This window comes from Paenibacillus sp. FSL F4-0243 (assembly GCF_037963295.1).
Classification (GTDB): domain Bacteria; phylum Bacillota; class Bacilli; order Paenibacillales; family Paenibacillaceae; genus Paenibacillus_AQ.
In genome coordinates, this window is the sequence record NZ_CP150151.1 from 3,177,308 (window position 1) to 3,197,186 (window position 19,879).

The following is a 19,879-nucleotide window of genomic DNA, read 5'->3' on the forward strand; positions in this document are numbered from 1 at the left end:
TTATGGATTTTCAAAGTCGTTAATGGAGGTGCTGAATGAAATATTCCCAAGCGACAGACTATGCGCTTCATGCAATGCTTTATCTGGTGACGGCGGCGTCCGATAAGCCTGTAGGTGTTCAATTACTTGCTGAGAAGCTGGGTGTTTCGCAAACCTATCTGTCCAAAATGATGACCAAGCTAGTCAAGGCTGGATTGATTCAATCTGCACCCGGAGCAAACGGTGGGTATCGTCTCAGACGGAAGTCCGAAGAGATCTCTTTTCTGGATATTATCCATGCGATCGAAGGGACTGCATCTTTGTTCGAATGTAGCCTGGATCACGGTAGCGAGTGTCTGATTCAACAGGTTGTGATTGACGCTGAAAGACAGATGGAGCAGTACTTGGAAAACAAGAAAATTGCAGATTTGGCGAAAACAATGAAGACGGAGTAAAGATCCGTTCTTTTTTGAATATAATTAAAGATAATATAAGTCCGTAATGACTTTAATATAAAGGAGAATGAAATATGACGGAATTCTGGGAATCAAGCTTTATAGAAAAACAAACGATGTGGGGATTTGAACCTACAGACTCTGCGATCGCCACTAAGGACTTTTTCCTTGAGAGGAATGTTAAAGACATATTGGTACCAGGGATTGGATATGGCAGAAATGCAAAGGTTTTTATAGAGAGTGGGATAAATGTAACGGGTATTGAGATTTCTCAAACAGCAATTGATTTGGCGAGGCAAAATGGAATTGATATTAGCATTTTTCATGGTTCAGTGAATGACATGCCGTATGATAATAACCTCTATGAGGGAATATTTTGCCATGGTCTTATTCATCTGTTGAATAAAAGTGAAAGAGAAAAGTTCATTAAGGATTGCTACAACCAGTTAAAGCCAGGTGGTTATATGATTTTTACAACAGTTTCGAAAAAAGCTCCTATGTTTGGAAAAGGTACTCTATTGGATAAAAATTACTATGAGACAGATTATGGCGTGAAAATATTTTTTTATGATGCTGAATCCATTACACAAGAGTTTGAAACCTATGGACTAGTTGAGTTCTCTGAAATTGATGAGCCGCACAAGGACATGATCAATAAACCGTCGATAAACTTTTTAATGGTAAAATGTAAGAGAGAACTATAGAAAAATTTCGACATATCGAAGAGAATATATTTTAAAAGAAGGTAGGTGTTATGTTGATGAGCAATATTATTGATTATTACTCTAGCTTTGATGAGTGGGGCAGGCTGGATAGAGAACCCTTAGAGTTCATTATTAATCTCCATTATATCAAGAAATATATGCCATCAGCTGGGAAGGTGCTGGATAATGGCGCGGGACCCGGTAAATACGCGATCGAACTGGCTAAGCTCGGATATACAGTAACCCTTTCAGATATCACACCTAAATTAGTTGAAGTAGCAACGGAAAAGGCAGCTGAACTAGAATTAACTGAGCAATTTGACGGGTTTCATAACTTAAATGCTATTGATTTAGAAGGAATACCTAATGAGAATTATGATGTTTCATTGATGCTCGGTCCTTTGTATCATTTGCAGAAGGAAGAGGAACGAATTTTAGCAGTAAAAGAGTTGCACCGCGTGACCAAGCAAGATGGCTTAGTATTCGTGGCTTTTCAAAGTCGAATGAGAATGACCATTAATTCGTTACAATCTCCGCAGCAGTGGAAACCGAACGATAATATGAACACCATCAATGAATTCTATGAGAGCGGAATCTTTAATCATAGTGACAAGGGCCGATTTACAGGTGCATATTATTTTAACATTGATGAGATTCAGCCTTTCATGGAAAGGAATGGATTTGAGTCGATAGATTTAATTGGTTCATCAAGTATTGCAGCCATGTTATCTGCAGAGCAGCAACAGTATTGGACTCACCAAGAGGGGGAAGAGAGCTTGATTAACTTTCTCATATCCAAAGCAAATGATCCCTCAATCTTGGGCATCTCATCCCATTTGTTATACATCGGTAAAAGAAAATAAAAAAGAGCGCCAGTTTCTTAACTGGCGCTCTTAATTTTATAAATGACAGACTACTTTACAAATGTAGTGTGTAGCGGTTCGCTTTACTCAACCCGCGGATCATTTCGATTTCCTCCGAAGACAGTGGGGCTGACTTAGCAGCCGTTACATTATTCTTCAACTGCTCCATACTACTCGCTCCAGGAATAATAACCGCTACAGACGGATGACCAAGCGAATAATGAAGCGCAGTTTGTGCTAGGGGGCGAGTGTGACTCGTTGCGTGCACAAGCTGATCATGCAACTTCAAAATCTCCTCACTACTGTAATCTAAGTACTTCTTCGCTGCCTTGCTGCGGCCATTCTCCGAAAGGATGCCACCCGCCAAAGGACCCCGGGCTATTAGACTGATCCCATGCTCGGCCAGCAGAGGGAGGATTTCTTCCTCAGGACGTCGATCTAAAATACTGTATTGGCTCATTACACTGATTATGTTTGATTTTTTTACATATTCTCTAATGACATTAGGTCGAATAGAAGAGATCCCATAATATCGGATTAGACCCTCTTGCTTAAGTTCTTCAAAGGCTTCAATGGTCTCATCCATCGGATCATCGATCGTTCCGCCATGCAGCTGATACAGATCGATATAATCCGTTTGGAGGCGTCTTAGGCTGTCTTTGACTGCGGATTTAATATAGGATTTTGATGGATCCCAGCTCCAGCCTTCTTGACCTGGAATTCTGCGGTTACCCACTTTTGTGCTCAATATTACCTCACCGCGGCGGTGGCGAATCGCCTTACCAATGATCTCTTCATTACGACCCTCATCATACAGATCGGCTGTATCTAAAAAGTTAATGCCTTGATCGAGCGCTTCATGGACGATGGAAATGGCTTGTGCCTCATCCGTACCTAAGGACATGCAGCCGAGTCCTACTTCACTTACATATAAATCGGACTGACCCAAACGATTTTTATTCATAGGTTGTTCCTTTCTAATTCCGTTGTTTGTTATATTATAACGCCTTAAAGCATCGAATTCGAATGTAAATGAATGATTTCCTTTGACATTATAACCTAGAAGCATTATCGTCATAGCATATGTTATTTACTAGATGATGATGGATAGGGAGAGACTTGAACATATGGAACAAGCAATGTTTGCAGGTGGTTGCTTTTGGTGCATGGTTACACCGTTCGAGGAGTTACCAGGTATCCAAGGGATTGTATCGGGATATGCTGGAGGATTAACCGAGAACCCAACTTACGAAGAAGTCAAAACAGGAACAACAGGACATTACGAGGTGGTACAAATTACGTTTGATCCAGCGCTTTTTTCATACGAGAAGCTGCTTGAATTATATTGGCCTCAGATTGATCCCACGGATGATGGTGGACAATTTCAGGATAGAGGAACACAATACCGGACAGCCATCTTTTACTATAACGAAGAACAACGTTTAGCAGCCCTTGCCTCGAAGGAGCAAGTTGCTGTGAGTGGCAGATTCTCAGGACCCGTTGTGACGGAAATCCTTCCAGCGCCAACCTTTTATCGAGCGGAAGAATATCATCAGGACTATCATCACAAGAACCCCAAGCATTATAAAGAGGATCGTGAGCAATCCGGACGGGATACCTTTATCGCTAAATACTGGTAATTGTAGAAACGGAATTTCTAAAGTAAAAGAGCATCCTAAGTCGTTCATGGCTTACAGGTGCTTTTTTTGCATCATATACAAATTTTATATATTTTAAATTCTACATACTTTCTACACATTTATAGACTAAACTACTCTAAATTAAGCGAGAAATTAAAATGGAGGGTTTAAGATGAAAAAAATCATACCCATAGTTGCTGTAACATTGCTTCTAAGTGCAGTGTTAGCTGGCTGTCAATCGGGCAATAATGCCCCATCTGGATCAGATAAGCAAGCTTCTATATCGTCAGTGGATCAACCATGGATCGCATCAAAAAACACAACTCGTATAAACACTTCTGACCCGACTGCGGCAGCAGTTATCGTTTCACAAACCCTATGGACTGCACAGACGAAGAACAACAGACCTTCAAGTGTAGTATTAACGGATGTAAGCAATTGGCAGATTGCCGCGGTTAGTGCGGATTTGATCCATCATCCGAATAATGGCCCTATTCTTTTTACAACTAAAGAGGGTGTCCCTGAGGCAACGTTAGCAGAGCTTAAGCGATTGAATCCTTTAGGTGCAGAAGGTAATAATGGTGTACAAGTAGTGCTCGTCGGACCCATGGCTTCCAATGTCGAAGAACAATTAAAGACAATGGATCTGAAAGTAGATCGAATTGAAGGGGACGAGCCGGCAGCTATAGCACAAGCCATTGATACTTATTATGCAAAAGCTTCTGGTGAACTTCCAAAGGCAGTCATTGTAGGTTCTATGGATAGTCCTGAGTACACACTGCCTGCAGTGAATTGGATCGCCCATATGCCAGAGCCGCTTCTCTATGTAACAAAAGATGAAATTCCAGACCCTACCGTTAATGCTTTGAAAGAGCGTGGAGGTTCGGCTACGATTTATATCTTAGGACCTGAAAAAGTTGTATCTACAGCAGTAGAAAAGCAATTACAGGAATTCGGCACCGTAACCCGTATAGCTGGAAAAGACATTTATGAGAATGCCATTGCTTTTGCTACTTTTAAGGACGCCAGCAACGGTTTCGGCTGGGGCATAACGACACCTGGACATAACTTGTCTTTGTTGACTACCGATTCAACGATGCTGGCGATCGCCGCTGCACCTTTTTCGCATTTAGGGAAACATGCACCGCTTATCTTTACGGAAAAAGACGGGTTGCCAGATTCCGTGATGGAATATATGATGACCCTTCAACCTAAATTTCAAGATTCACCAGCAGAAGGCCCCTATAATCATGCTTGGTTAACTGGGGACATCAACGTAATAAAAGAAAGTGCCCAAAGCGAAATCGATGATATGCTGGAAATCTCACCGGCGGCAGGAGGCAATCCACATTCCGGTCACTAGGCCACGAAGAGGGTGAACAACTTGAATAAGCTTCAGGTACTGATCGTTGACGATGAATGGAACATGCGGAATTTAATTCGGATTTATTTAACAAGAGAAGGAATAACGACTAGAGAAGCGTCAACGGGGCATGAGGCACTCACTTTGCTGAAACAACAGAACTTTGATCTAATCCTGCTGGATGTGATGATGCCAGATATGGATGGCTGGCAGGTCTGTAAAGCCGTTAGAGAGGTAAGCTCTGTCCCCGTTCTAATGCTAACAGCTCGCTCAGAAACTAAGGACAAGGTTCGTGGCCTCGGAATAGGAGCGGATGACTATCTCACCAAACCGTTCGAGCCAGAGGAATTAGTGGCAAGAATTTATTCTTTGGTACGGCGTTCAATGCTTACATCGACCCAACAACCTCTGAAAAAAGTTCTGAGCTACCCTGAGCTAGCGATTTACCCGGATGCTCGTGAGGTACATATTCTGGATACAGCAGTTGAGTTTACACTCAAGGAATTTGATCTGCTAACGGCCTTGGCGCAAAATGCGCACCGTGTCTTTACGAGAGAAGAACTAGTGGAGCGTTTATGGGGTAATGATTATGAGGGTGAGAACCGTGTCATCGACACACATATTAAGAATATTCGCGAGAAATTACATAAGGCGGGTCTGTCTTATAATCCTGTTCAAACGGTATGGGGGTTAGGCTATAAATTTGAGATCCCAGGTAATCATCTATGAAGAATAATATGATCGGACTGAAGCTCGGGTCAGTTATTATGTCTGTTTTTTTAGTTGTTTTGTTTATTCTTGGGATAACGATAGACCGAATGTTTACCAGTTTTTATTACAACGAGATGCAAAAAGAAACTGAGGAGCTAACCTCGCATTTTATCGTAATGGCTGAATCACCGGATAGTTCAAATGAGCAGATGATGAGTACTTTTGCAGAGTTTTCGGACGTGAGTATATTTAATATTTCAAAAGACGGTAGTGTCATTCTCCATTCGGGTATTCATGACCGCGCAGATCGTTCATTCATAAATGCTTCGGATATTAGTCGGATATTTGCCGGAAAAAGTGTGAATTTTGAGTATACAGATCCTACTGGACACAGATATTTCATCACTGGGAAACCAATTTCAAATGGTCAAACCATCCAATCTGCACTATATGTAATGTCCTCTACAGAGAATATGAAGCAATCCTTGGCTTCTATCCGTAATCTATTGTTGCTCGCAGGAATTGGGGCCTTTATATTGGCACTAGGGATCACGGGAATAATTAGTTTGTTGTTATCCAGGCCGCTGATCAAGATGCAGAAGGCGACTAGAAAAATTGCTGCCGGTGAATTGGAAACGAGACTTTCCATACGGAGTAACGATGAAATCGGATTTTTGGCAGGAGCTATCAACGACCTTGCTATAGATCTGCAAAGATATAGAGACACGCGTCAGGAATTTTTAGCCAACATTTCTCATGAACTACGAACACCCATCACTTATTTGAAGGGGTATACTAAGGTCGTAAAGGATGGGCTTTATGAGACCGAAGGGGAACGAGATCTGTATTTGGATATTATTCACGAGGAAGCGCATCGGCTTGAGCATCTGGTAGAAGATTTATTTGAACTGGCAAAGATGGAAGAAGGTAAAATCTCACTTACGCTGGACTGGATAGATCTTAAGCACATGGCAGAACAAGCGGTACGCAGAGTGGAATTGAAAGCCAAAGAAAAGGGACTTCAGCTGAAGATTATGTATCATGGAGTTTCGTATAGGGTTCGTGGAGATGAAAAGCGTATGGAACAGATTATGATGAATCTTCTGGAGAATGCGATCCGTTATACGGATGAAGGTGAGATTACCGTCCATGTAGATGAGGATGTCGACGGAGATACCGTTTTATTTATTGTAGAGGATACCGGAATAGGTATTCCTGAGGAAGAACTGCCCTATGTCTTTGAACGCTTTTACAGAGTTGAGAAATCACGATCCAGGCAATATGGTGGTACAGGTCTTGGACTATCCATTGTTAAAAAGCTTGTAGAATTACACGGCGGTAAGATTCGAATTACAAGTCAGCCTGGAGTTGGAACCCGATGCGAGGTACGGCTGCCTAGATTAACAAAATCCGAAAAGTAAGAGCCAAAAGAGACTTTGCGTATGTACGCGAAGTCTCTTTTTAATTGTTGTCAGCTAACGCTATTTTGCTGGCTCAAGCTCTTCAAGTGCCCACTCGCAAAATTGTATAGAGCTCTCCATATCGAGCACACGTTTCCGAATGAGTAAATAGCGTCCAAAAGTCGTTGCTTTTAATTCACGACTCTCACTTCGTTCATCACGTAAGACTTCGTTAGCTTTCAGCAAGACCTTGTATCGTTCTAGCTCACTTTTACAAAACTCCGCTCGTTTTTGTAGAAGTTCTTTTGCCTCCTCGGGTTTGGAGAGCCATAGACTATACAGCTTAAAATGTAGCTCGTCCCGTAGGACTGGAGGCTCAGCTGGAGTTTCCACCCAATTCCGCAATTGCTCAAGTCCTGCTTCCGTAATGGAGTATTCCTTTTTATCCGGCTTATCCGATTGCTCAATGAGCTGATATGAAATGTAACCTTGCTGCTCCATGCTCATAAGAAGAGGGTAGATTTGACTATGTCCTGCTCGCCATAACGGTTTTATATTCTGTGTTAATTCATATCCAGACAACGAGTTAGCACTTAGTAAAGCAAGAAGTCCATAAGACAGTGTATTCATTACTATGAAGCCCTCCAGTTATTATAAATCCGTTTTCATTGTGATTTTTGGCGATATGTCATCATTGACATATTATCCATACGATTATAACATTATTTAAGTTGAATTATATATGTAAAAGTAGACATATAAAAAAGATGAGGAGGGGTAGCATGGACGTTAAACAAGAAAGTAAAATTCATTTTTGGCCTATAATGATTGCCATATTCTTCGGAAACTTCGTCTCTGTCTTAAGTACAACGACCATCAACATAGCTGTTCCTCTTTTAATGAATCATTTCCATTCGAACCTGAACACTATGCAATGGATGGTTACAGGTTTTATGCTAGCAACGGGAGTAACTGCACCACTTGCCGGATATCTGGGAGGCAGATTTAGCTATAAGCGACTGTATCTATTCGCTTTGATGGGATTCACCATGTTCTCCTTACTCTGTGCAATAGCTTGGAATCCAACCTCTTTGATTGTATTTCGAATGCTTCAGGGCTCTTGCAGCGGGCTGATTATGGCCTGTACGATGACGATTATATTCCAAGTGATTCCAGCTGAACGCAGACCTTTCGCCGTGAGCCTATGGTCGCTATCCGCGATGGTAGCCCCAGCCATAGGTCCGACATTTAGCGGATGGTTACTTCAGTATGCTAGCTGGCACTGGTTATTTTTAATTAACATTCCCATTGGGATCATTGCTGTTATTCTAACCGTAACGTTAATTCCATACTATCGAATGAATGTTCCGAAATCATTTGATATTCCTGGCTTCCTAACTGTTGTACTGGGCAGCTTATCTTTATTAACCGCATTTAGCCAAGGCAATAGCTGGGGATGGAGCTCATGGAAGACCCTATCCTTAATACTTATGGGGATCGTACTTTTAGTTTTCTTCGTCTTGCACGAGCTGAAGGCGGAAGTACCATTGCTGAATCTGCGTGTCTTTCGAAATCGGCGCTTTACTGCCATGCTTAGTATCTATAGTTTGGTGACGATAGCAATGTATGCTGGAACTTACTTAACTCCATTGTTCTTACAAACGGTAGAAGGAGCAACAACACTTAAAACGGGGCTTATCTTATTACCATCTTCGATTCTGCTGGCTTTACTTAGTCCTATCGTGGGTAAGATGTATCCAAAGTTTGGGCCTGTGAAGTTAATTTCTGCTGGTATTTTATTTATTTTCATCGGTTTATTCATGATGAGTCGGCTGCATACAAATGTTTCTTACAGCTTCATTATGTGGGCAATGGTGGTTCGGAATTTAGGTATTGGATTAGCTAACGTTCCGAGTAGCACAGCGTCTATGGAGGAAATTCCAGTCGAATGGTCAGGTCATGCCACATCGATCAACAACTGGGTTCGGAATGTGTTAAGCTCACTTGGGATTGCGGTGTTCACTTCTATTTTGTCCACAAGATCCATATTGCACTCTAAAGAATTGATCAGTTCAGGTGCAGGTAATGCAGATTCGATAAGATTATTATCGTTCACTATGGGTGTGAATGATGTATTCGTAGTCGGCTCTATCATCGTGTTGTTTGGATTACCACTTATGTTTTTATTGCGCAAGAAGCGTAGTGTAATTTCTGTTCAAAGTGCGGGATAACCTTCGCATCACATTAGAAAAGCAGACCAAGGACTTAGCCTTGATCTGCTTTTTTTATGTTTTTATATGTGAGAAGTATGTGGAAAGTATCTTGAAACGAAGGTATTATAAATACATCCATTAATATCAATTGAGGGGAGCAAGACAGCAGTGGGAAGAGGACTACAAAGTATTTTATTTGATTTGGATGGTACATTAACGGACCCTAAAGAAGGCATAACAAAAAGCGTAGAATACGCATTGAACAAATTTGATATACAGATCGAGCATTTGGATAAACTTCTTCCTTACATAGGCCCACCTCTCTATGATTCATTTATCGAGCTGCATCAGTTCTCAGAGGAACAAGCGCAACAAGCAGTTGTATTCTACCGTGAGCGTTACAGCACCGTTGGAATGCTTGAGAACATGGTGATTGAAGGTATACCGCAACTACTGGAAGACCTCAAGAATAAAGGATTTTCATTGTATGTAGCTACCTCCAAGCCTACTGTTTTTGCAGAACAAATTCTTAAGCATTATAAACTAGATCATTATTTTGAGCATATCGGTGGTAGTAATCTGGATGGCACCCGTTCTAAAAAGAAAGATGTGATACAGTACGTACTCGATCAGAATGCTATTCTTCCGGAGGAAGCTGTGATGATTGGGGACCGAGAGCATGATATTATTGGTGCTATAGGTTGTGGAGTAGAATCTATTGGTGTGACGTTTGGTTACGGACCTAAAGAAGAACTGGAGAATGCTGGGGCAGATCATATCGCTTATCGAGTAGAAGAAATTGCGGATATCATCCAACATATATCATTAAGAGAGCGGTGTGCGAAATGATCCAACCTCGTAATTCAATCTTGGAGGGCAATACAGTCAAGCTGGTTCCAATGGATGACAGCCATGTAGAAGGGCTAGCGAGAGTATTAAGAAATCCAAACATCTGGGAATTTACTTGGCGAAAAATAACGTCGGACGAGCAGGTACAGGATTTAATCACAACCGCATTCGCAAATCAAAACAATGAATCGCAAATTCCCTTCGTCATCATTGAAAAAGCTACTGGACAAATCGTCGGTACCACTCGAATCATGCATCCGGATTTGGTTCATCGCAATGCTGAAATCGGATGTACGTGGATCTCACCTGAATATTGGAGAACGAGTGTGAACACCGAGGCTAAGTCATTACTGCTTCATTATTGTTTTGAAGAGCTAAAGCTGATTCGTGTAGAATTTACAGTGGTGAAGACTAACTTGAGGTCACAAAGAGCGGTAGAACGATTAGGGGCTGTAAAAGAAGGGGTTCTACGCCAGCATAGAATCAGATCTGACGGTTCGATTCATGATAATGTTGTCTTTAGTATTTTGGATAAAGAATGGCCATCGGTAAAAGAGAATCTGCACTATTTATTAAATGAGAAGTACTCATAATTATATAAAAGAAGCCAAGAGTCCCTCTCTTATGGAGAAGGACTCTTGCTCTATAGATCAGCCATTTGGCTGCTTATGGTTATTGTTTAGGACTTACAAGAATTTTCACTTGATTTTTTTCCTTCAAAAGCGCCTCGAACCCATGTTCAATCACTTCGTTCAATTTGATTCTTTTAGTCACCAGTTTGTCTGCAGGGAAGTAACCTTGTTCCATGAGACTAATTACTGCTGGGAATACATCACGGTATCCGATGATACCAGTTAAATTACGTTCTTTAAGTACGATGTTGTTTGGAGTAATCGTAGCATCTTTTTCAAAAATACTAACGATCATGATTTGACCACTTAATTTAGTGGAATTGATAGCTTGTGTTAGAACGGGAGGGACACCTGTGACTTCAAAAGCAACATCCACGCCACCCTCGGTGCGTTTTTGAATTTCTTCAACCACATCATATTGTTTAGGATCGATTACAATACCACCAAGTTCCTCAGCTTTGCTCTTACGTTCTTCTGAGAGCTCAACAACATAAATTTCAGCTGCGCCGGATGCTTTCAATGCTTCAATAACAAGCAAACCGATTGGGCCAGCGCCAAATACAACAGCTTTATCTCCAACCTTCAATTGACTGGAACGAACAGCATGCAGAGCAACTGCAGAAGGTTCTACTAGAGCGCCTTGCTCATAGGACAAGCTGTCAGGAATTTTGTGCACCATATGTTGGTCTGCTGCAACGTATTCTGAGAATCCACCGCCGCCTCCAGCCAAACCTAGGAAGCCCATTTTTTCACAAAGATTGTATTTGCCTTGTCGACAAGCTACACATTCACCACATGCAAAAACTGGTTCAACGACAACTCGATCACCAACATTAAACTTGTTAACGCCTTGACCTACTTCAACGATTTGTCCAGAGAATTCATGTCCCATTACGACTGGCGCTTTTTCACCAGTAAGGGGATGATCTGTACCTTGGGGAATGAAAATAGGACCGGCTACATATTCGTGAAGATCGCTGCCACAAATCCCGCACCATTCTATTTTGATTTTCACTTTCCCTTCAAGTGCTGCTGGTTCTTCAATCGTTTCTAACCGTAGATCTTTGACGTTATGCCATCTTAATGCTTGCATATCATTCATCTCCTAGATTAATTAATTGATAATAAAAAGTGTTTTTTTCCTGGAAAAGAGGAAACGTTTCCGAGAACAAATATGTCACATAATTTTCATATTGTCAAATTTAAATACTAAAATATTAATATCGAAAATTAGTGAAAATTTTCACCTAAACTTAGCGATAGCAGGCATATATAGACTGTGTGATACTTGCTATAAGTGCTTTTATAAGTCCATATATGTTATAATAAATACATTGGGAAAACGGCTTGAATGAGACGGATAGATTTAATAATAGCTATGATTACGGAAACGATTCCGAAAATGAGGGGACTATCAACTTGGCTAATAAAAACAAAGTAACCATAGAGGATGTAGCGAAACGAGCGGGAGTAGGTATTGCTACTGTTTCAAGAGCGATTAATAATTCGGAGGGAATTAGTTCCAAGACTAAGGCATTAGTACTGCAAGTGATTGAGGAGATGGGTTTTACACCTAATACCTCTGCACAAAGTCTGAAGATTCGCCAAACGAAGCAAATCGCTCTGGCCGTTCCCGACATTCGAAATGCCATTATTCCAGATATCGCCTGGTCCGTGGAGCAAGCAGCTAAACAGGACGGCTATCGAGTCATTCAGATTAATACTTCCGGAAATCCGCGGACAGAGCTCGAAACGATTCGTGAGATCAAGAAATTACATGTTGATGGACTCATTATCATGCCTCTTGCTTATCCCAAGACTATGGTAGAGCTAATTAATAAATCGAGTGTTCCTGTCTCGATCATTAACTACGGGAAACGCATTACAGAGAATGTGAAAGCGGATATCGTAAGCCTGTCACGTTTTGAGGGCCAGCTAATCATGGAACATCTAAGCAATATTGGCCGAACCAGAATTGCTTACGCAGGAGCTCAGAAGGATCTCATTGAAGATCGTTATCTTGCCTATCAGCAGGCGTTAAATCAAGTGGATATTTCTTTGGTTTATTTTGGCGAGGATTTCTCCTTGCAAACGGGGGTACAAGCTGCAGATTATTTCTATAGCCTGACCCATATGCCAGATGCAATATATGCTGTAAATGACATGGTCGCTATAGGGATCGTAAACCGATTTAAAGAGTTAGGCGTTCGTGTTCCTGAGGATGTGGCAGTGGTAGGGGTGGATAATAACGCATGGACAACCATTACAAGTCCGCAGATTAGTTCGGTCTCGATCATGGGCGATGAAGTCGCCCGATTGGCTACTCAGCTTCTGTTGCAACGCATTCAGGATAATATTACGGGCGACTACCAAAGGGTGCAGCTTGATCCGCGTTTAATTGTGCGAGAGTCTAGTGTTTCGGTTAAGCGTAGTACGACAGGTTGAAAATCCTCTAAATCCTGTTAGACTTAATACTAAGTAAGTTGATGGGGGAATATGAAATGAGGAGATTATTATGGCTAAAATATATAAAAGCGTAACAGATTTGATTGGTAATACACCGTTATTGGAAATTTCGAAATATAGTAAATCTCAGAACGTTGAAGCAAAAATCCTTGCCAAGTTAGAGTCTTTTAATCCTGGAGGTAGCGTCAAGGATCGTATAGGGTATGCGATGATCAAAGATGCTGAGGATAAAGGCTTAATTCACAAAGATTCTGTAATTATTGAGCCAACAAGTGGCAATACCGGCATTGGCCTTGCAATGGCTGCTACTAGCCTTGGCTATCCGTTGATTATCGTACTTCCGGATACATTCAGTATTGAACGCCGTAAGGTGATGGCTGCACTTGGTGCTAAGCTTGTATTAACACCTGGAGCTGAAGGAATGAGCGGTGCTCTGAAAAAGGCAGAGGAATTGGCAGCGGAAATTCCAAATGCTTTCATTCCACAACAATTCAGCAACCCAGCTAACCCTGAAATTCACAGAACGACAACTGCAGAGGAAATTTGGCGGGATACTGATGGAAATGTAGATATTTTTATTGCGGGTGTTGGTTCTGGAGGCACCATATCAGGGGTTGGGGAAGCTTTGAAGGCTAAGAACCCTTCGGTACAGATCGTCGCTATCGAACCGTTTGATTCACCGGTATTATCTGGTGGCCGGCCTAGTGCGCATGGAATTCAGGGGATTGGGGCTAACTTCATTCCGGAGATTTACAATAAAGAGGTTGTCGATGAGATTTTTCAGGTGAAGAATAAAGACGCATTTAATGTAGCGCGTGAAATTGCCAAGACCGAGGGGTTACTTGTAGGGATCTCGTCTGGTGCGGCGGTATACACAGCTACAGAAATTGCTAAACGTTCAGAAAATAAAGGGAAGACGATTGTGGTGATTTTGCCGGATACTGGTGAACGTTATTTAACAACTACTCTGTTTGATTTTAATGAATAGCTTGAACCAACCTATGACTTGAAGTTGATACAAATTTGGAGGCTCAGCGGAATGCTGAGTCTTTTTGTGCATTTAGTAACTAAAGAGTGATCAATTCAGCCCCTTATTTTACCAATGGCTATGGTACAATATAGCATAAATCGTAGTAGTTCTAAAAAAGGAGTATGAAACGTGTGAATGTGTTCAAAAAAGTTAGAAATAATTATGTGATTTGGCATGCAAATCGTATTCAGTTACTGGATTTTCCTTCAAGTCCTGTCGTTAGAAAGAAAGTGGTTTTTTCGGGTAGAGTTCAAAACGTAGGATTCCGCTTGGAATTATATACGATTGCTGAAAGAATGAAATTAACGGGTAGGGTACAAAATTTAAACGACGGAAGTGTAGAGGTAGAAGTACAAGGAGAAGAGCAGCGAATCTCTTTTCTAGTCCATTGCATGAAATCATTGAAACGGGCATCTGTAAAGAAAGTAACTATGAGTGATCTGCCTCTTAATGAGAGTGAGAAAGATTTTACGATAGTGAAATAAGTACATATGGATTAGTAGAATTAAGAAGTGGATTGTCTTTTTTGGATTAGGAAGATAAAGGAGAAAGAATATGAATAGATTAATTGGGACTAAAGTTTCTCAGTTCATTCTTCGCTGTGTAATACACAGAATAGAATAAAATGGAACTATTGCTTAAGCCATGCGTAACCGATAAATAAAAGAGATTATGATAGAGCAGGAGGTACATATGAACTACAGAATTTTTAGAAAGATGCTTCTTACCACACTTGCCACCCTGATGTTAAGTGTTTTGCTTCTTCCGGTTTTAACTTCAGCCAAGACAGCTGTACCTAAGCATACTGGGTCATTTTATGTGAATGATTTTGCGAATGTGATCGACGAGAAAGCTGAGAATTACATGGTGAACTATGGAATTCGATTACATCAGGATACGGGTGCTCAAGTCGTAGTGGTGACAGTCGATTCTACAAATGGAGTTTCGATGGAAGAGTATGCAACTTCGCTATTCAATAGCTGGGGTGTAGGCTCTGCGGATAAGAATAACGGGCTTTTGCTACTTCTTTCTATAAAAGATGATGACTACTGGGCGGTACAAGGTAAGGGTATTGAGGACACGTTGCCTAACAGTAAGATTAAAGATATTCTCTCTCAATATCTTGAGCCGGATTTTGCAGCTAAAACATATAGTAACGGTGCACGTAAAACTTATGGCGCTTTTATTCAAGCCATGGGTGGGACCTGGGTGGAAAATGTCGGCACCAAAAACTATGTATCCGATAATGCCGGTGTACTCAAAAAAGTAACAAAGGATTATTTGAACGAATCTAGCAACAGATATAAAACTACAACTGGAAGCGGAATTTATGTGGTTACTGTAAAGAACGCAGGAGATAAAACACTTCAGGATTATACCTACATGAAGTTTGCCTCCGTTGCTGCTGGCCCTAAGGATGTTATGCTCGTGCTAGACATAGGTGGAGACAACTATCATGTTCTGCAAGGGAAGGACATCGACAAGGTTCTAACTAATGATGCAATCAGCAATATTTTGGATACTGTACTTGAGCCCCAATTTGTGAAAAAAGATTACGGAACGGGAGCTACGGCAACTTCTAATGCTTTGTACAGCTTCTTATTGGCTAGAGCGGATCAATCCGTTGGAGCGACGGGAAACAGTGGAGGCACTACAGCCGCCAATTCTTCCTCAACAACCACTTCAGCAAAGGAGACTAGTGTTAGTGTAGGAAAAGGCCTTCTAATTTACTTGTTGATATTTGCTCCGCTCATACTATTCGGATATGGTCTTTCACGACGCAATAAATATATTGAAATGTACGGTTTGCCATTTAATCCGTATAGCCCAAGAAATATTCGGCGGTATGGGAATTGGTACGGTCAAGCGGATTACGGTTATGGTAGACGTTGGCACAGACGTTATAATAATCACTATAATAATCACCATCATCATCATAGAAACACACCATCCAATAACTCACAGTCAAGCTTCTGGGGAAACAGTGGTGGAGGCGGATCTACTAGAGGTGGCGGAGCAGGACGATATTCCTCAAGCAACGAGAATCGTGGGGGCGGAGGCTCGAGTAGTGGCGGAGGTGCAGGTAGACATTCTTCTAGCTCTTCCAGCAGCAGCTACTCTAACAATGATAGTGGCTCTTCCGGTGGAGGAGGTTATTCCGGCGGTGGTGGATCATCAGGTGGTGGAGGTAGCGCCAGCAGTGGTGGCGGAGCGGGTAGACACTGAATAAATCATGCAATTAATAAGAGGTGCAAAGGCGCTGTCTCACAAGTGGAAATTCTACTACTGAGACAGCTATTTTAATTGGAGGAGGGAGCTTATGTACCCCACTCAGTTTCTAGTATAAAACCATCTGAATAATGAAGACGCGACTAACAAGACCACAAGAACACTTGCCAATGTGAAAAAGATAACCTGGTTGAAGAAAGATGAGATAATACTTCCAAATGAAAGCAACCAAATCATTAAATTTATAGTGGAGTTGTAACCTTTTAATTTGATACTTTGATTTCTTTCATCTTCTTCATAAATCACCATTTCTTCAAGCGCATTCTCGTCTTTAAGCAGCTTTCTAAGCTGTATTATGTTCATTATACAGACGCCTTCAATACCAAAGAAAAATCCTGTGATATACGCATCAATAGAAGCCAAATCTGCCGTGGTATTAAGCAATTTAATAATATAGGTACCTATTACAGCAAGTCCACCAATAACAGCGATAATTATTTTGGTACGTAAACGTTTTTGAATCCTCGCTTTATATTTTTGATTCATCATTTTCCTCCACCTCAGAGAAATCAAATACTTCCTCAATCGTTAATCCAAAATACTTAGCTATTTTATAAGCAAGGATTAAAGAAGCTGTGTATTTTTCATTCTCAATTGAAATAATGGTTAACCGAGTGACACGAACCGCTTTTGCTAATTCCTCTTGAGATATTTTTCGCTCTTTTCGCAATTCTCTTATTCTTGTTTTCATGTCATGCTCCCATGTATTAAATAATATCGAAAATTGCTTTCATGATGAAAACCGAAAACGACAACGTCGTACTTTCTTATTATATCAATAAAAAAATTTATCACAATCAAATAAGTATAGTTAACTATACAATATATGTATAGTCTGCTATACTTATTTTGGGTTTATTAAGGAGGATTGTGCGATGCGGAAAATTGAACTGAAAGATGTAAAAAAGACATTCAGGCGTGTAGATGCTATCAATGGATTGAGCCTTTCCATTCAGGCGGGAGATGTTTACGCCTTATTGGGACATAATGGAGCTGGGAAAACAACTACTCTTCGTTTCTTATTAGGACTTTTAGAGCCTGATGAGGGAGAGGTATCTGTATTTGGTTGTAATCCTAATCTAGAGGGTGACACTGTTCGTAAAATGTGTGGTGTTTTATCAGAAGACGTTGGGTTATATGAGCCTTTGAGTGTATATGATAACTTAAGTTATTTTGCTCAAATATATGGTATGAAACGTAGTGATTACGACAAACGAATAGACGAGCTATTGAGTGATTTTGAAATACTAGATAAGAAGCATTTGCCTGTTAAGGGCTTTTCTACAGGGATGAAGAAGAAGGTTGCTTTAACTAGAGCCTTACTTCACAAACCTAAAATCCTTTTATTAGATGAGCCCACGAATGGACTAGATCCAGTAAGCATCGATCATTTAAGAGTAATGCTGCATGATTTAGCACAAAAGTACGGGACCACCATTATTTTGACCACACATAATTTAGAAGAAGTAAAAAAGATCTGTAATAAGATCACAATAATGCGACATGGGAAAAACGTATATACTAACACAATGGCAGCATTAAAAGAGCAAGCCAATAGTAAAGTCCGTATTATCTGCAACCAAGATTTGTCCGCTGATTTGGAACGTCTTCATAAGGCGCTGTCTAGTCTTGAAATAAATATTGAATACAAGGTACAGCAAAACACCATTATCGTTGAACTAACAGAAAATATTGCGATTTCGAAGTTGATCAAAGTGTTAGCCACATTAGAGATAGATGTGAAGAATATTGAAACTAAGGAATTTGACCTCGAAGAGCTGTATATGCAGGTAGAAAATGGTGAGAAACCAAATGAATGAAATAGAAACCGTCTTTAGGATGCAGATAAAAGAGTATTTCAAGGATAAAGGCGCTCTGATCTTTCATTTATGTGCTGTAGTTCTCATAGGGATCGTAGCTCCTGTGTTTCAAATGAACGATACTGTTTTGTTGAGCGGATCAATCTTATTTCCACTTACTCTGTTAAAGCAATGGACAGCCAATAGCTTTGCGGGTGAGAAAGAAATGAAAACGATAGAAACATTATTATCCTCACCAATTAAGAGCAGAAGCCTATTTTATGGAAAATGTATGTTTTGCATCGTTAGCAGTGGAGTTTGTTATTTATCCATATTCATTTTAATGCTATTAGTGAAGAGTTTCACATACAAGCCTTTTCAAAACAATTTTTGGGAATGGGTAGGTATGTTGATTCTATTTTTTCATATTTTATTAGCCGTCACTTTAATAGGAGTAGATCGATCCATTACTTCTGATGATATCCAGAAGGCGAATAGTAAGCTAAGCGTAGTTTTTTATCCGATTTATATTTATATTGTTATTCTTTTTAATTTATTTACTCAGCATTTGATGGTGGCTACTTATTTACTATCAGCAGTATTTTTAGTCGTTTTGGTAGGGGTTAACTCTTATTTTATCTTTATAAGAGTTAAGAAAATGGATCGTTCGTATTTTCTTGCAGAGTCATATAAGAAGGTAGGTGTTTTTGATGAAATCACAAATGTCTAGTGTTCTTCATCATGAATGGAAATATTTCGTAGCTTTAAAGCGATTTCGGTTTAGCATGCTTTTCTTAATCGTTGCACCAGCCATCTTTACGATGCTAGCCTATATTTATTTTGGCAAATTGAACTTTTATTATCCAATCATCATTATGGCTCTAGGTGTGCCTCGAATAACAGTAAATATGATCTCATATTCGATTGGAGGAGAAAAAGTATATAAGACCTTTGAATCTTTATTGTCAACGCCAATACGAACAGAGTCAATGTTCATTGGGAAGAGTATGATTGCAATCCTGATTTCATTAGTAATGCTGGTAGTGTCGTCATTGTTTACTTGGCTGAGCGCAAACTTCATCCAATATGTTTTCATGCATGAAACCAGCCTCATTTGGTTCTCAACAGCACAAAGTATATTAATCTTTGATAATCTTCTGATTTGCATATTCATGATCTTTATAACTGGAATATTATCCATGGTAATGCAAAAGCCACGACAAGGATTACATATTGCTTCAGCACTAAGCTTCTTGACGATGGTACCTTCTTTACTGGTTACATTTGGTGTAAAGCATCCATTAGAATGGTCAGCAGGGATTATGATTATTTTGCTGGGAATAAATCTATTCTTCATTTGTTATGTATTGCAGCGAATAAAGAGACCACAAATAATGGCAAAATTATAAAAGAGAACTAACAATCGTCGTATGATGAGGATCGTACGGCGATATTTTTGTGTATGCTCAGAAACTTACGTATAACT

Annotated in this window: 22 protein-coding genes; 17 read left to right on the forward strand and 5 right to left on the reverse strand. The window is 40.3% G+C overall.

The features are described 5' to 3' along the window. The first annotated feature begins 35 nt into the window (after positions 1-35). From NSS87_RS14165 to NSS87_RS14175, 3 genes are all read left to right on the forward strand, one after another. Positions 36-434: an Rrf2 family transcriptional regulator gene (locus NSS87_RS14165; RefSeq protein ID WP_042127470.1), complete on the forward strand. Its 399-nt coding sequence runs from the start codon at positions 36-38 to the stop codon at positions 432-434. A gap of 74 nt (positions 435-508) precedes the next feature. After that, entirely contained in the window at positions 509-1,138 is a 630-nt protein-coding gene (locus NSS87_RS14170) for a class I SAM-dependent methyltransferase (RefSeq protein WP_339247908.1), read from the forward strand. Between the two features lie 56 nt (positions 1,139-1,194). Further along, positions 1,195-2,001 carry a class I SAM-dependent methyltransferase gene (locus NSS87_RS14175; RefSeq protein ID WP_076285850.1) on the forward strand — a complete coding sequence of 269 codons (807 nt, stop codon included), beginning with the start codon at positions 1,195-1,197 and terminating at the stop codon, positions 1,999-2,001. 55 nt (positions 2,002-2,056) lie between these two features. Here the strand turns inward: NSS87_RS14175 and NSS87_RS14180 are convergent, their stop codons facing one another. Next, positions 2,057-2,965, reverse strand: coding sequence for an aldo/keto reductase (locus tag NSS87_RS14180; RefSeq protein ID WP_339247911.1), 909 nt, complete (start codon positions 2,963-2,965; stop codon positions 2,057-2,059). A 163-nt stretch (positions 2,966-3,128) separates the two neighbouring features. Here NSS87_RS14180 and msrA point away from each other — a divergent pair, with 163 nt between their 5' ends. The 4 genes from msrA (at position 3,129) to NSS87_RS14200 (ending at position 7,136) form a co-directional block, all read left to right on the forward strand. Beyond that, positions 3,129-3,641, forward strand: coding sequence for a peptide-methionine (S)-S-oxide reductase MsrA (msrA, locus tag NSS87_RS14185; RefSeq protein ID WP_339247912.1), 513 nt, complete (start codon positions 3,129-3,131; stop codon positions 3,639-3,641). Positions 3,642-3,813: 172 nt separating this feature from the next. Beyond that, on the forward strand, positions 3,814-5,004 hold the full coding sequence (locus NSS87_RS14190; RefSeq protein ID WP_339247913.1) for a cell wall-binding repeat-containing protein: 1,191 nt from the start codon (positions 3,814-3,816) through the stop codon (positions 5,002-5,004). Positions 5,005-5,025: 21 nt separating this feature from the next. After that, positions 5,026-5,733 (forward strand): response regulator transcription factor, encoded by a 708-nt coding sequence (locus tag NSS87_RS14195; RefSeq protein WP_179086671.1) that lies wholly within the window; start codon positions 5,026-5,028, stop codon positions 5,731-5,733. Next, on the forward strand, positions 5,730-7,136 hold the full coding sequence (locus NSS87_RS14200) for a HAMP domain-containing sensor histidine kinase (RefSeq protein WP_339247916.1): 1,407 nt from the start codon (positions 5,730-5,732) through the stop codon (positions 7,134-7,136). Before NSS87_RS14195 ends, NSS87_RS14200 begins: the two co-directional genes overlap by 4 nt. Positions 7,137-7,196: 60 nt before the next feature. On the opposite strand, the gene NSS87_RS14205 is transcribed toward NSS87_RS14200, so the two are convergent. After that, a complete protein-coding gene (locus tag NSS87_RS14205; protein ID WP_076285812.1) occupies positions 7,197-7,745 on the reverse strand; it encodes a PadR family transcriptional regulator in 549 nt (182 codons plus the stop codon). 152 nt (positions 7,746-7,897) lie between these two features. Between NSS87_RS14205 and NSS87_RS14210 the strand changes: the two genes are divergently transcribed. The 3 genes from NSS87_RS14210 (at position 7,898) to NSS87_RS14220 (ending at position 10,770) form a co-directional block, all read left to right on the forward strand. Continuing rightward, the gene (locus NSS87_RS14210; protein ID WP_339247919.1) at positions 7,898-9,346 is read left to right on the forward strand and encodes a DHA2 family efflux MFS transporter permease subunit; all 1,449 of its coding nucleotides are present in this window, start codon (positions 7,898-7,900) and stop codon (positions 9,344-9,346) included. A gap of 150 nt (positions 9,347-9,496) precedes the next feature. Next, entirely contained in the window at positions 9,497-10,177 is a 681-nt protein-coding gene (locus tag NSS87_RS14215) for an HAD family hydrolase (protein ID WP_339247922.1), read from the forward strand. Beyond that, positions 10,174-10,770 (forward strand): GNAT family N-acetyltransferase, encoded by a 597-nt coding sequence (locus NSS87_RS14220; RefSeq protein ID WP_339247925.1) that lies wholly within the window; start codon positions 10,174-10,176, stop codon positions 10,768-10,770. The genes NSS87_RS14215 and NSS87_RS14220 overlap by 4 nt, the downstream gene beginning before the upstream one ends. A 79-nt stretch (positions 10,771-10,849) precedes the next feature. Here NSS87_RS14220 and NSS87_RS14225 read toward each other — a convergent pair whose 3' ends face one another. Further along, on the reverse strand, positions 10,850-11,902 hold the full coding sequence (locus NSS87_RS14225) for a 2,3-butanediol dehydrogenase (RefSeq protein WP_339247928.1): 1,053 nt from the start codon (positions 11,900-11,902) through the stop codon (positions 10,850-10,852). A gap of 326 nt (positions 11,903-12,228) precedes the next feature. Between NSS87_RS14225 and NSS87_RS14230 the strand changes: the two genes are divergently transcribed. The 4 genes from NSS87_RS14230 to NSS87_RS14245 all read left to right on the forward strand — a co-directional run bounded on the left by NSS87_RS14230 (position 12,229) and on the right by NSS87_RS14245 (position 16,531). Further along, the gene (locus tag NSS87_RS14230) at positions 12,229-13,254 is read left to right on the forward strand and encodes a LacI family DNA-binding transcriptional regulator (RefSeq protein ID WP_339247931.1); all 1,026 of its coding nucleotides are present in this window, start codon (positions 12,229-12,231) and stop codon (positions 13,252-13,254) included. A gap of 70 nt (positions 13,255-13,324) precedes the next feature. Next, entirely contained in the window at positions 13,325-14,263 is a 939-nt protein-coding gene (gene cysK / locus NSS87_RS14235; protein WP_339247935.1) for a cysteine synthase A, read from the forward strand. A gap of 164 nt (positions 14,264-14,427) precedes the next feature. After that, a complete protein-coding gene (locus NSS87_RS14240) occupies positions 14,428-14,790 on the forward strand; it encodes an acylphosphatase (RefSeq protein WP_339247937.1) in 363 nt (120 codons plus the stop codon). A 208-nt stretch (positions 14,791-14,998) separates the two neighbouring features. Next, on the forward strand, positions 14,999-16,531 hold the full coding sequence (locus NSS87_RS14245; protein WP_339247939.1) for a TPM domain-containing protein: 1,533 nt from the start codon (positions 14,999-15,001) through the stop codon (positions 16,529-16,531). 105 nt (positions 16,532-16,636) lie between these two features. Here NSS87_RS14245 and NSS87_RS14250 read toward each other — a convergent pair whose 3' ends face one another. Both NSS87_RS14250 and NSS87_RS14255 read right to left on the reverse strand, forming a co-directional pair. Further along, the gene (locus NSS87_RS14250; RefSeq protein WP_339247941.1) at positions 16,637-17,083 is read right to left on the reverse strand and encodes a hypothetical protein; all 447 of its coding nucleotides are present in this window, start codon (positions 17,081-17,083) and stop codon (positions 16,637-16,639) included. Next, positions 17,064-17,285 carry a helix-turn-helix transcriptional regulator gene (locus NSS87_RS14255; RefSeq protein ID WP_042127498.1) on the reverse strand — a complete coding sequence of 74 codons (222 nt, stop codon included), beginning with the start codon at positions 17,283-17,285 and terminating at the stop codon, positions 17,064-17,066. The genes NSS87_RS14250 and NSS87_RS14255 overlap by 20 nt, the downstream gene beginning before the upstream one ends. A 184-nt stretch (positions 17,286-17,469) precedes the next feature. On the opposite strand from NSS87_RS14255, the gene NSS87_RS14260 reads away from it, so the two are divergent. The 3 genes from NSS87_RS14260 to NSS87_RS14270 are packed head-to-tail and all read left to right on the forward strand — an operon-like array spanning position 17,470 to position 19,802. Next, on the forward strand, positions 17,470-18,414 hold the full coding sequence (locus NSS87_RS14260; protein ID WP_339247945.1) for an ABC transporter ATP-binding protein: 945 nt from the start codon (positions 17,470-17,472) through the stop codon (positions 18,412-18,414). Further along, positions 18,407-19,123, forward strand: coding sequence for an ABC transporter permease subunit (locus NSS87_RS14265; RefSeq protein WP_339247947.1), 717 nt, complete (start codon positions 18,407-18,409; stop codon positions 19,121-19,123). Before NSS87_RS14260 ends, NSS87_RS14265 begins: the two co-directional genes overlap by 8 nt. Continuing rightward, entirely contained in the window at positions 19,101-19,802 is a 702-nt protein-coding gene (locus NSS87_RS14270; RefSeq protein ID WP_339247948.1) for a hypothetical protein, read from the forward strand. Before NSS87_RS14265 ends, NSS87_RS14270 begins: the two co-directional genes overlap by 23 nt. Positions 19,803-19,879 lie beyond the last annotated feature (77 nt).